This is a genomic window from Bacteroides sp. D55t1_190419_B8, from assembly GCF_015558905.1.
Classification (GTDB): domain Bacteria; phylum Bacteroidota; class Bacteroidia; order Bacteroidales; family Bacteroidaceae; genus Bacteroides; species Bacteroides vicugnae.
In genome coordinates, this window is sequence record NZ_JADMOU010000018.1 from 34,087 (window position 1) to 46,038 (window position 11,952).

Below are 11,952 nucleotides of genomic sequence, written 5' to 3' on the forward strand. Positions count from 1 at the left end.
CCTTTGCAGCGATTATCACATCAAGAAAAAGAAGATGGAAACGTCCAGCAAAAAAAGAATTATCATTCTATCGGCTATCGGTATCTTGCTTACCAGCCTCATTTGTCTCTTTGCATTCCGCAATGTCATTTTATGCCATATCGTTGACAAACGAACTACACGTGCCGAACAAACATACGGTCTGCAAATTCATTATCAGGAGTTACGAATGAAAGGCTGCAATGAAGTGGCTTTACAAGGACTTTCTATTGTTCCCAACCAACGGGATACCCTCCTGACATTACAATCCGTCAATGTAAAACTAAGTTTTTGGGAATTGCTAAAAGGAGAAATCGAAGTACGGAATGTACTTATGAACGGGCTGGCAATCAACTTCATCAAGCATGACAGCATAGCTAACTACGATTTCCTGTTCTTTAAACGGCAACAAGAAGCAGCCCCCAAACCTGTCATAGAAAGTGACTATGCCAACCGTATTGACCGGATATTAAACCTCATTTACGGTTTCCTGCCTGAAAACGGGCAACTCAGTCAAATCAATATAACCGAACGTAAAGATAGTAATTTCGTTGCAGTCAACATTCCTTCTTTTATTATTGAGAACAATCATTTCCAATCAACCATTCAGATAAAAGAAGATACACTGCCTCAACAACTATGGGAAACGGCAGGCGAACTGAACAGAAGAGACTATACATTAAAAGCATCTCTCTTTGCCCCGGAAAAAAGAAAAATCTCACTACCTTATATAACCCGCCGTTTTGGAGCAGAAGTCACTTTCGACACCCTATCTTATAATATGACTAAAGATAAGCGTGCATCCAATCAACTGCTCCTCAAAGGAAAAGCGAGAGTGAACGGACTTGACGTATTTCATAAAGCCCTCTCTCCTGAAGTAATTCATCTCGATCGTGGACAACTCTGTTACGAGATGAACATAAGCGGGCACTCACTCGAGCTGGATAGTACGACCATTGTTGATTTCAACAAACTCCAGTTTCATCCTTATTTGCGAGCCGAGAAAGAGAAAGGAAACTGGCATTTCACTGTTGCGGTCAACAAATCCTGGTTTCCGGCAGATGATCTGTTCAGCTCTCTCCCCAAAGGATTATTCAGCAATCTGGAAGGCATCAAGACAAGTGGCGAGCTAGCCTATCATTTTCTATTAGATATTGATTTTGCACAACTGGATAGTCTCAAACTGGAATCCGAACTGAAAGAGAAAGACTTCCGCATCACAAGCTATGGGGCCACTTCACTCTCCAAAATGTCCGACGAGTTCATTTATACAGCTTATGAGAACGGAATACCGGTGCGGACTTTTCCTATTGGCCCTTCGTGCGAACACTTTACACCATTGGATAGCATTTCCCCCATCCTAAGAATGTCCGTTATGCAAAGTGAGGACGGAGCATTCTTTTACCATCGCGGTTTCCTGCCCGACGCCCTACGGGAAGCATTGATTTACGACCTGCAAGTGAAACGCTTTGCTCGTGGAGGAAGCACGATCACCATGCAACTCGTAAAGAATGTATTCCTGAACCGTAATAAGAACTTTGCACGTAAATTGGAAGAGGCATTGATTGTATGGTTAATAGAGAATGAAAGATTAACTTCTAAAGAACGCATGTACGAAGTATATCTGAACATTGTTGAATGGGGGCCGCTCGTTTATGGTATTCAGGAAGCTTCTATTTATTATTTCAATAAACGCCCTTCACAACTGAACACGGAAGAAAGTATTTTCCTGGCTTCCATTATCCCGAAGCCCAAGCATTTCCGCAGCTCTTTTGCAGAAGGCGGACAGTTAAAGGAGAATATGGAAGGCTATTATAAGTTGATTGCCAAGCGGCTTGCACAGAAAGGAATAATAAGTGAAATCGAGGCGGATAGTATCCGCCCCGATATCCAAGTTACGGGCGCTGCCCGGAATAGTCTAGCCGGTGAAAACCCGGAGTCTAGTTCTCCTTCCGCTGAGGAGTAATGAGATTGATATAAATAATAAAGGAATAGGTTATCTTCTTGAACTGCTGCTGTTTCTTTCAGAGGAACGGGAAGAGCTTTTAGTGCTATTGCTTCTCGTACTTCCGGAAGAAGAGCGTCTTTCTGTTTGTCCGCTAGAGACATTGCTCCGGGTAGAGCTACCGCTGCTTCGAGTAGAACTCGAGCTACCGCTACTCCGGTTAGAAGTGGCACTGCTGCTACGACTGGTAGTACTACCGCTACTGCGACCAGAATCACTGCGACTGGAGCTACTACGACTGGAACTACCGCGGCTGGAACTGGAAGAGCTGTTATTTCTATTATAGGAACTACTATCGTTTCGTCTACTTGAACTTTCTCTCGAACTGCTACTTGTTTTTCCACTTTCACGATTGGAGGAACTGGAACCAGTTGAACTTCCGCTTGTTGGTCTGCGATTAGAGCTTGAAGAACCGGAACCCGTTTCCGGACGACGACCAGAATTACGATCACTTTCTACTCTATTCGTATTCCCATTTTTATCAGGAGCAACATTGTTACCAGGTCTTCCACTTCCGGACGGTGTAGATGGTCTGACAGAAGTCGAAGGCCGATCTGCTCCAGATTCCGGACGGGGACGTGTTGACGTACCAGGTCTTGTTGTCGTTCCGGGGCGAGTAGAGGTACTTGGGCGAGATGTACCAGGACGTGTTGTCGATGAACCCGGACGGGAAGAATTACCCGGACGTGTCGGTGCATTATGCGGACGAGTGGAAGTATTCGGACGGAACCGGACAGAACCGAAATCCGAACGACGATACGAGTGGAATACTCGCTGATCTCTCACCCGATGCGGTGCAGAATAATGGTTGAAATTAGTATATCTGCCCCGATAATAACTCACATGGTGAAAGTGCGGACGATAATGTGCTCCACAATAAGTACGGTAATGGTAAGGCACACCAAAATAAAACAAACTACGATTCGGGTAATTGACATAAACCCTGAAACTCCATTTCCCTCCGGTTACGTAGATCGGCCGATAGAAATACTCGGCATCGAGGAACCGGCGATACTGTGCATCACTCAATACCCAACGAAGATCGTCGTTACGGATATCCAGCGCTTCATAATAATCATCCAATGCCCATTCGTAACCACGTGCTACGTAATCCATGATATTACGGACAGAATAAATAAAGTCGTAATTAATCTCATACGCATCATTATATTGCTGTGTACTCAAGCTCAATTCATATGCCATCTTATCGGTAAGAAAACGCGTCTCCTTACGTACCTTGCTAGTGCTCATTCCAGCCATTACGGTCATATTGGCAGTCAGACCGACAGCAAAGAGTAAAAACAGTATTCGTTTCATAATTCAATCTCCTATCATTTATTATTCTGATGATATTCTCTGATAAACTTGTGCACCTCGTCTTTATATATGTTAGTGAATAAGATATCAATCACCTTGTTAAAATTCTGCTTATCCCTAACATACGGATACAACTTCTTCATCACCTCCACTTGATCGGGAGTATAAGAAAATTCTTTTACTATCGCCACACATTGAGTTGAATTGACATCATGGTTTTCCAGCATACTATTAATCAACGCCTTTTGGTCATCCCTCGGAATCGTAAATTTCAGCTTATCTATGAAGCTTTTAAACTCACTATCAGTCATTAAACGTATTTCCTTGACCGGCTCATTATTGTCGGGAAAGACCTGAACAGTATTACTGACTGGTGGAGGAATAACGACCGGATGCGGTGAAGGTCTGCCATAACCTTTGAACGTATCCATACTAACCACCTCTCTATTTACAAACTGAACGATTATCGTCACAGGTTCCGAAGTAAGTACAGGCGTACCGTTATCACGATGGAATTCCCATTCTTCCATATCACCGTCAAAACGCCGGAAATCAGGTTTTCCTAAAACGGACTCTACCTGCGATTGAGTCATTCCCTGATTTATACCCATCATCTGTTTGGTAGATACATAGCTGGTAAAACAGCCACTGACCAATATTCCCAACGCCAAACACAGCATAATATGTATCTTTTTCATAACCGTATCGTTTTTAGTTAATAGTATCAACGTTTACCGTACCCTATCATAAAATCCTTCATCTTTTCCTTGCTGGAGCTAAATGTCAAGGTATTAATCACCGTAAAGAAAGCTTCCTTATCTACAATCCGGGGATACATGATCTTCATAATCTCCATCCGGTCATCGTCGAATGTATACAGTTTGGTCAGTTGGAGACATTGGGCAGATGTGAAATCAGAACCAGCCAATGCAGCATTGAGCAACTTCATACGATCATCTTTAAAAGGCTCATTCTTCATCTCTTTATAAAACGTTTGGAAGAGCTGATCGTTCATCACCCTGTTGTGACCATATCCCGGACGATGTTCTCCCTGGTCTGGACGGCCGGGTCTTTCCGGGCGTATGTTATCACGTCCGTCCACCCATATTTCTTTCACTCCCCTCCCATCAAAATAAACGAAATCTTTATATAATTTTTCTCCTTTCCATACTCGCTCTCCCGCACGGGTAAAGCGGGTGGCAAACACTTCAACAGTATAATGTCCGGGATTTAAATTGGCTATAAAGCAGGTAGTAGTGGGTAAACATATCTGGTTCCCTCCCAGGTAAACAAGAATCGGAGTATTCCCGCCATCGATACGGATTCCGTTAACAGACTGCGCTTGTAAAGAGAGGGCAGCGAACAGGATGCAGAAACTTATTATAATCTTACGCATAGCTTATCTAGTTTTTATTATTTATATCTTTAATCTGATAGCACAAAAATAGGGTGAGGAAACTCCCCACCCCAATGATTCTCTCTATTCGTATGTAGGGAAATCCCTATTCTGTTTAGGAATCCGCCAAAGCAATGCCATCCTCATGCAAGGTAATCAGACGTTTCTTATACAAGTCGCCCACTCCTTTCTTAAAGGTTTTCTTGCTGACACCAAACGTGTCATAAATATCTTCCGCAGGGCTTTTATCATTCAAGTAGATTCGCCCTCCATGCGCTTTGATATAGTCGAGCAGCGTTTTCGAAAAATCGTCAATCTTTTCAAAACCGGGTTTCTGAAGAATCAGGTCTACCTTACCATCTTCACGCACCTGTTTCACAAAAGCTTTCATCTCCATCCCAGTTTCCAACGGGCAGAATATTTCATTTTCATACAGCAAACCGCTATACTTATTATCTATAATCGCTTTAAAGCCCAAATCCGTCTTCTGCCAGATAAGGATATTCACTTCTGCTTCCGGAGCATATTCCGGCTTTTCTTTCGACAGATAACGTTCCACCTTTGCTGAAGCCACAATACGATAACTCTCTTCATCCAAATGCGCATGAACCACATATTTCCGCCCAACCTGCATTTTCATCTTCTGCTCACTGAATGGAACGAACAGGTCTTTCATCAATCCCCAGTTCAGAAAAGCTCCATATTGATTTACCCAGGAGACTTCCAGACAAGCAAACTGACCTACCTGCACCAACGGAGTCAGTGTCGTAGCAATCAATCTCTCATCCATATCCAGATAGAGAAACACATTCAAAAAATCTCCTATCTTACAGTCCTCAGGCACATAACGGGTAGGCAACAAAATCTCACCTTCTTCCTCACCATCGAGATATACGCCGAAATCTACTTCTTTCACGACTTCAAGCTGATTGAACTTTCCTAATTCGATGCTCATATTCTTATCTATTTATTGTAATAAAACACAAAGATAATCTATTTTGAATAGATCCCTCAAACAGTCAGCCATAACTTTTCGTTATCGGGCAAAACTATTTGCAATGAACAATCCGCTATCTAATATGTTAACTTTGTAGCGACAAAAAGAAAAAGTAAATTATTCACCTTTAAACATATAAACTTATGGAATTTCTAACCAACGAGAAACTTACGATTGTAGGAGCTGCCGGAATGATCGGCTCCAATATGGCACAAACAGCCATGATGATGAAACTCACTCCGAATATTTGCCTGTATGATCCATTTGCCCCGGCTCTGGAAGGAGTAGCTGAAGAATTGTATCACTGCGGTTTTGAAGGTGTCAACCTTACATTTACTTCCGATATCAAAGAAGCACTGACAGGAGCTTCTTACATTGTCTCTTCCGGTGGAGCTGCCCGTAAAGCAGGTATGACCCGCGAAGATTTGCTGAAGGGAAATGCAGAAATTGCCGCTCAATTCGGTAAAGATGTTCATCAATATTGCCCGAACGTAAAACATATCGTTGTGATCTTTAATCCGGCGGACATCACCGGACTGATAACTTTGTTGTATTCAGGTTTGAAACCCTCTCAAGTTTCTACACTGGCTGCCCTGGACAGCACCCGCCTGCAAAACGAACTGGTGAAATTCTTCCATATCCCGGCTTCCGACATTCAGAATTGCCGTACGTATGGTGGTCATGGCGAACAAATGGCTGTATTCGCCTCTACAACCAAAATAAAAGGAGAACCTTTGACCGATTTCATCGGCACTACCCGCCTTCCATTGGCAGATTGGGAAGCACTGAAAGTACGTGTCATCCAAGGTGGTAAGCATATTATCGACCTGCGCGGTCGTTCTTCTTTCCAAAGCCCGGCTTATCTTTCTATCGAAATGATTGCCGCTGCTATGGGTGGACAACCTTTCCGCTGGCCTGCCGGAACGTATGTTTCTAATGGCAAATTCGACCATATCATGATGGCGATGGAAACTTCAATTACTAAAGACGGCGTTACTTATAAAGAAGTAGCCGGAACTCCTGCCGAACAGGAAGAATTGGAAAAGAGCTACGAGCATTTATGCAAACTTCGTGACGAAGTGATTGAAATGGGGATTATCCCAGCCATTAAAGACTGGCATGCATTGAATCCCAATATTGACTAATCAAACAATATTAGCGAAAGCAGAAGGCCGAAACCTGGAACGATGAAAAGATCGTCAGGTTTCGGCCTTTTTTTATTCCATTCCAGGGAAAATAAAACAATTCATCAATGCTTGTAATGATAACAGGTATTCTTCACTTCAACATGATAAACGGCAGTTCCATACCCCATCCAAATGCCCAATCCTCCATCTATATTACCAGATAGATTAGTCGTATTGGGAAACACAGGATTACCACTGTTGATTACTTCATTTTCATATTGACTCCAAAAGCGGAACCCTTCTTCCGTTATTTGTGAGAAACAAATATTCACCTTTTCACCAGGAGTAAAAAAAGGAGTATACTTGTTGAGTTCCGTATGCCGGAATCCCCGGTAAATCTCTGCTGTTGCGACAGGAGATACTAATATTTCATCAGAAAACGTACCCATAAACGCATTATAATAGTCCTCATCTTTTTCTTCTACCTGAGTGAATATTTTATAATAGTTAGCTTCCCCCTTCGGGTCATTAAAATACGCAGTAGCCTGATAAAGCGTATCACACCCTTCGGTTGGCTGTAAGCGTATGCTATCCAGTAGGATCGGTTCAGGAATGGTAGTACGTGCTGTTATTTCTTTCCCGCGATACATGACAGTCAACATATACACCTTGCCCACTTCTCCCCTGATTTGTGAACCGGTATAGACAAAATAAGGCAATCTGCCTTTATCTATTCTGCCCACCAGAATTTCGGTCTGACTCCCATCACTCACAGTTACCTTAGCACTCATAACAGGCAGTTTGGAAAGTGCTATACTATCCCATGTACTATTCAGGATTTTACTTTGTGAAAGGTAAACCTTTGCAAATCCGTCTGCCGTAATACCACCTTCCACCACAACTTCCGATTCATAGTCACTGTCAAAATCCCAATCCGGCTCACAGGAGGTAAAAGCTGCAACCAGCATCACTATCCAACTATATAAAAAAGCTTTCAACATCTTCAAAATTTAAATATATAACTGACTGAAGGCAACAAACTATAAAGAGACATATTTTTCTTCTTAATCAGCAAACCGGATTTATCTTCTGAAGGCTTGACGCCTACTTGCACAAAAACCGGATTATGTCTCATATAAGCATTATAAAGCGACAAATTGATGCAATTCTTTTTTGTATGCCCCAGCCAGTAGTTCACCGACAAGTCCATTCTGTGATAAGCCGGCATGCGGCTGCTGTTATACTCATCGTATACACAAACCGCATTCTCGCCTATCATATACATGGCCCTCGGATATGTTACCGCATTACCCGAAGCATACACAAATGCCATCGCAAAATCCCAATGATTATCCAACGTATAATGAATCATCGCGTTCAAATTATGTCTACGGTCATATTTGGCAGGAAATATATTTCCTTTTCTCAATTCCGGAAATTGCCGATCAGCCCAGGCAAGCGTATAGCCAATCCAGCCATTCCATCGTCCTCTGCTTTTCCGCAACATCAGTTCTACACCGTAATTCCGCCCTTCTCCTGTCAGTACATGGTCTTCTATCCGGTATGTCTGATTAAACATATCTAACAATCCACCGTTGAATATCGTTTGATGAGACAGTTTCCGATAGTACCCTTCCACCAACAATTCATAATCTCCATTCCGAAGCGGCTGTGAGAAAGAGACATCTAATGAATGAACTTTCTGCCCTGATATATCTTTCGTCGAAGGCATCCAAAAATCAATAGGCAATCCGGCACTCGATACCGTAATCTGATTCATATATTGCCTGTTCAATTGGTAGGAAAAGCTCAATGTCCTGTTCCCCGGTAATTCGTATTCCAAACGAATACGTGGTTCGGCTCCTCCATTATAATAATCACCCTGTATGCTGCCACTATAACGCAATCCCATATTCATCGTCCATTTCCCCCATTTTTTCTCCGCTTCGGTATACACAGCAAACTCTTCCATTTCATATCTACCGGGATTTCCGGCATTGATACCTTCGAAAATGTTCACAGATTCAGGGTATTGCGGATGAAGTATATGATGAATGAAATTTCCGTCTGTCTTCATCTTCCATGTCCCCAACCGCCAGTCTACATTTCCCATATATCCGAAATCGGTCAATCGGGAAGGCATTTTCATACGTAGTGTATTCTGGTTTGCTCGTAGATTGGTACGGTAATGCGTCATATAGATTCTTTGTGTCAACAACGTCTTTTCGTTGCAGCTGCGTTCCCACTTCAAAGAAGCAATTCCGTTGAGCCACTGCATATTGAAATCTACCTGATACTGATGTTCTTTCAGTTTCAACAAATCATTGCCGACATAGCTGTTCAGTACTATTTTGTTTTTAGGGTTCGGCTTCCACACATAAGTAAGGTTATAATCCTGAAAACCGTAACGAAGCCTTGTGTTATCCTCAAATCCCCCTTCTATCAAGGAGATTATCGGATTTACATAAGTGACTCTCGCGGATAGATAAATAGCACTATTTTGAGTAACCGGTATTGCACCGGTAATTCTCGAAGCCAATATACCAACATTACCGGACACGCTTACCCGCTGCACCACCGAATCACGAGGAGTCATTTCTACTACCGCCGCCAATCTTCCGCCGCGGTCTGCCGGTTGGTAAGACTTATTGAGTGAAAAAGAAGAAAAATGATCATTATTGAATATAGAAAAAAAGCCCAGCAGATGTGAAGAGTTGTACACAGGCACCCCGTCTATACATATCAGGTTATGTCCCGGTTCGCTGCCATGTACATAAAGTCCCCCATTCAATTCGCCGGCAGTAGTCACTCCCGGCAGCAACTGAAAAGTCTTGATCGGATCGCTGTCTCCCAGCATACGCGGCATGAAGTTTACCACATTCGGATCAAGCTTCCAATCACCTTTTGCACTACGCTGCAACGCAGGAGATTTCTTGGACGCCACCACTTCCACCTCCTGAATCCTCCAAATAGAATCGGTTCGAATCGTATCATCGTCACGCGTTTCCGTTTGGGCATATACACTTATATTTCCCAATACCGCAAACAGCACCAATATGTATCTTATCACATTCAATTCACTTTACCTATAAAAAAGAAAGCCGAAGAAGAGAATTATTCCCTTCCTCGGTCCTCGTCAATTTACTCACATTTATCTATACCCCATGCTTATTCTATGAATCCTTCAAAACTTCTAACCAATGCATCGAAGCTGTCAGCTAATGATTTGAATGGTCCGGAAGCAGTATCAAAATAGTCTTCAAAGCTAATCAGAGATTCATCTTCAAACTGTAACAGAGGCTCTGTATACCAGTATTCATGCTTCACTCCCTGAGAATCTATGTATGAATAGTCAATATAAGGTTGGAATGTCAAAGTAGCAGACGCTTCATTGCTTCCTCCGAATGTCAGGCTTCCACTAAGATACTTCTTAAATACATTTGCAGTAGCTTGTGCAGCTTCATGAGATTCACCCCACATTCCAGTAGCATTATCATACTGGTCATCCACTTGTTCCAGTTCACGAGCTAAATCCTTGTAACTGCTACATTGCATAAGCACAGCAGCTTCACCCATAATATTTGCCTCTATACGCGCATCTTTAAAACGGTCTCCAACATTCTCGTTTGCGCCTTCGTCTGCTGTCATGTTGCTACCATTCAGATAAGCTTCACCTTTTACGGCTTCTGTTCCTTTTATGTTGATTGAATAGTTAGCTTTCACAACTTGCGGTGTTGCGCTTACTGAAGTAGATACTTTGTAACCGTTGGCATCTATATTTACTGTAATATCTGCTTTTCTTGGAGAGCTGCTTACGTTTGCTGTAGCAATCTCAAGAGAAGTCAAAATAGTTGTTCCTAGTTTAATAGTAGAAGTAAGTTTAGCCGGAACTTTCACTATAACGCCATCATAAGTAAAATCTGTTGTATTGCCGGTAGCTGCAATCTTGATTTCAGCTGTTTGACCCTCACAACCAAACTTCAATGCGAGTTCAGAATCAGAATCGGTACGTTCCCACTTGTCTTTGCTGTCATTATAGGTATAAACACCATAATAGTCACTGGCCTGATACATTTCATTGTTGACAGCCGCCATAGCGTACACTTTAGCCATATCACCCTGTGAAGCAGCTACTAAAGAATGTACCATTTGCTGTACATTTGCTTTTTCCTGAATTTCCAAAGAGCCTACGATTTCCGAGAAGTAATTCCCTACTTGTGCCAACTGTTTCTGATCGTCAGCATTTACCAGATTGATTAAGTTCTGTCCAATTTCACTCAACTTCTCTTTACTCTTCTCGGCTGATAATACATCACCGCCTGTCGGTCCATCATTATTATCGTCACCACACCCCGTGAATGTTATCATTGCCATTATCAGGCAAGGAATTAAATAATACAATTTTCTAGTCATATTTTAATGGATTTAAAATGTTATGTTTGCATTTTTTATTGCCGTTTTATTATTCATATTTTTCATATAGAACATCGGCTTCCCCAATTACTTCGCAAAGGTGAGAATATTTTATAGAATAAAAAAATGATTAAAACAAAGAAAGTGCCTATATAGACATTTTAGGCGCTTAAGTCATATAAAACAGTGATTATTATGTCCAAATTAATAAATAGCTCCAGGCTTTCTGCTACATCATCATAGAAGTTTTCTTATTTTGGAGAAGAACATTCCTGACAAATCCCTTTAAGGACATAATTAATGCTGTGCAAAGTAAATCCTTCAGGCAAATCAATCACCGGGATATGGGTGCCTTCCAGGCAGAATGTACGATGACATTTCTCACAATAAAAATGCGAATGTAAATCCTGTACCACACAATTGCAAGAGTTGTCGCAAACGGCATACTTCAACGAGCCGCTTCCATCGTCTATGCTATGTATGAGGTGATGAGACAAGAAGAGAGCAATAGTACGGGATATGGTCGATTTATCGACTGTGTCGAGCAATGTTTCGAGGTCAAGCAATGACACTGCACGCTCTGCCTGCATCATCTCTTTTATCACCAAAAGCCTTATTGCAGTTGGCTTGATGTCTCTTCTGACCAGTTTATCCAAATAAATATCTTCTTCCATCTTTC

Annotated in this window: 10 protein-coding genes; 2 read left to right on the forward strand and 8 right to left on the reverse strand. The window is 42.1% G+C overall.

Going from position 1 to position 11,952, the window contains the following annotated elements; all coding sequences use genetic code 11:
- Positions 1 to 34 precede the first annotated feature (34 nt).
- Positions 35 to 1,984, forward strand: coding sequence for a transglycosylase domain-containing protein (locus I2I13_RS15435; protein WP_195649920.1), 1,950 nt, complete (start codon positions 35 to 37; stop codon positions 1,982 to 1,984).
- 30 nt (positions 1,985 to 2,014) lie between these two features.
- Here I2I13_RS15435 and I2I13_RS15440 read toward each other — a convergent pair whose 3' ends face one another.
- The 4 genes from I2I13_RS15440 to I2I13_RS15455 all read right to left on the reverse strand — a co-directional run bounded on the left by I2I13_RS15440 (position 2,015) and on the right by I2I13_RS15455 (position 5,691).
- The gene (locus I2I13_RS15440; RefSeq protein WP_195649921.1) at positions 2,015 to 3,340 is read right to left on the reverse strand and encodes a hypothetical protein; all 1,326 of its coding nucleotides are present in this window, start codon (positions 3,338 to 3,340) and stop codon (positions 2,015 to 2,017) included.
- A gap of 14 nt (positions 3,341 to 3,354) precedes the next feature.
- The gene (locus I2I13_RS15445; RefSeq protein WP_195649922.1) at positions 3,355 to 4,038 is read right to left on the reverse strand and encodes a DUF4476 domain-containing protein; all 684 of its coding nucleotides are present in this window, start codon (positions 4,036 to 4,038) and stop codon (positions 3,355 to 3,357) included.
- A gap of 26 nt (positions 4,039 to 4,064) precedes the next feature.
- The gene (locus tag I2I13_RS15450; protein ID WP_195649923.1) at positions 4,065 to 4,736 is read right to left on the reverse strand and encodes a DUF4476 domain-containing protein; all 672 of its coding nucleotides are present in this window, start codon (positions 4,734 to 4,736) and stop codon (positions 4,065 to 4,067) included.
- Positions 4,737 to 4,851: 115 nt separating this feature from the next.
- Positions 4,852 to 5,691 carry a S1 RNA-binding domain-containing protein gene (locus I2I13_RS15455; protein WP_195649924.1) on the reverse strand — a complete coding sequence of 280 codons (840 nt, stop codon included), beginning with the start codon at positions 5,689 to 5,691 and terminating at the stop codon, positions 4,852 to 4,854.
- Between the two features lie 185 nt (positions 5,692 to 5,876).
- Here I2I13_RS15455 and I2I13_RS15460 point away from each other — a divergent pair, with 185 nt between their 5' ends.
- A complete protein-coding gene (locus I2I13_RS15460; RefSeq protein ID WP_195649925.1) occupies positions 5,877 to 6,878 on the forward strand; it encodes a malate dehydrogenase in 1,002 nt (333 codons plus the stop codon).
- Positions 6,879 to 6,982: 104 nt separating this feature from the next.
- Here the strand turns inward: I2I13_RS15460 and I2I13_RS15465 are convergent, their stop codons facing one another.
- From I2I13_RS15465 to I2I13_RS15480, 4 genes are all read right to left on the reverse strand, one after another.
- On the reverse strand, positions 6,983 to 7,861 hold the full coding sequence (locus tag I2I13_RS15465) for a DUF4249 family protein (protein ID WP_195649926.1): 879 nt from the start codon (positions 7,859 to 7,861) through the stop codon (positions 6,983 to 6,985).
- Positions 7,862 to 7,863: 2 nt separating this feature from the next.
- Positions 7,864 to 9,930, reverse strand: coding sequence for a TonB-dependent siderophore receptor (locus tag I2I13_RS15470; RefSeq protein ID WP_195649927.1), 2,067 nt, complete (start codon positions 9,928 to 9,930; stop codon positions 7,864 to 7,866).
- 98 nt (positions 9,931 to 10,028) lie between these two features.
- Positions 10,029 to 11,273, reverse strand: coding sequence for a hypothetical protein (locus I2I13_RS15475; RefSeq protein ID WP_195649928.1), 1,245 nt, complete (start codon positions 11,271 to 11,273; stop codon positions 10,029 to 10,031).
- Between the two features lie 251 nt (positions 11,274 to 11,524).
- A complete protein-coding gene (locus I2I13_RS15480) occupies positions 11,525 to 11,947 on the reverse strand; it encodes a Fur family transcriptional regulator (protein WP_195646102.1) in 423 nt (140 codons plus the stop codon).
- Between the last annotated feature and the right edge of the window lie 5 nt (positions 11,948 to 11,952).

Coding starts and splice junctions, on each gene's coding strand:
- I2I13_RS15435 (WP_195649920.1), top strand. CDS start 35: ATGGAAACGTCCAGCAAAAAAAGAATTATCATTCTATCGGCTATCGGT.
- I2I13_RS15440 (WP_195649921.1), bottom strand. CDS start 3,340: ATGAAACGAATACTGTTTTTACTCTTTGCTGTCGGTCTGACTGCCAAT.
- I2I13_RS15445 (WP_195649922.1), bottom strand. CDS start 4,038: ATGAAAAAGATACATATTATGCTGTGTTTGGCGTTGGGAATATTGGTC.
- I2I13_RS15450 (WP_195649923.1), bottom strand. CDS start 4,736: ATGCGTAAGATTATAATAAGTTTCTGCATCCTGTTCGCTGCCCTCTCT.
- I2I13_RS15455 (WP_195649924.1), bottom strand. CDS start 5,691: ATGAGCATCGAATTAGGAAAGTTCAATCAGCTTGAAGTCGTGAAAGAA.
- I2I13_RS15460 (WP_195649925.1), top strand. CDS start 5,877: ATGGAATTTCTAACCAACGAGAAACTTACGATTGTAGGAGCTGCCGGA.
- I2I13_RS15465 (WP_195649926.1), bottom strand. CDS start 7,861: ATGTTGAAAGCTTTTTTATATAGTTGGATAGTGATGCTGGTTGCAGCT.
- I2I13_RS15475 (WP_195649928.1), bottom strand. CDS start 11,273: ATGACTAGAAAATTGTATTATTTAATTCCTTGCCTGATAATGGCAATG.
- I2I13_RS15480 (WP_195646102.1), bottom strand. CDS start 11,947: ATGGAAGAAGATATTTATTTGGATAAACTGGTCAGAAGAGACATCAAG.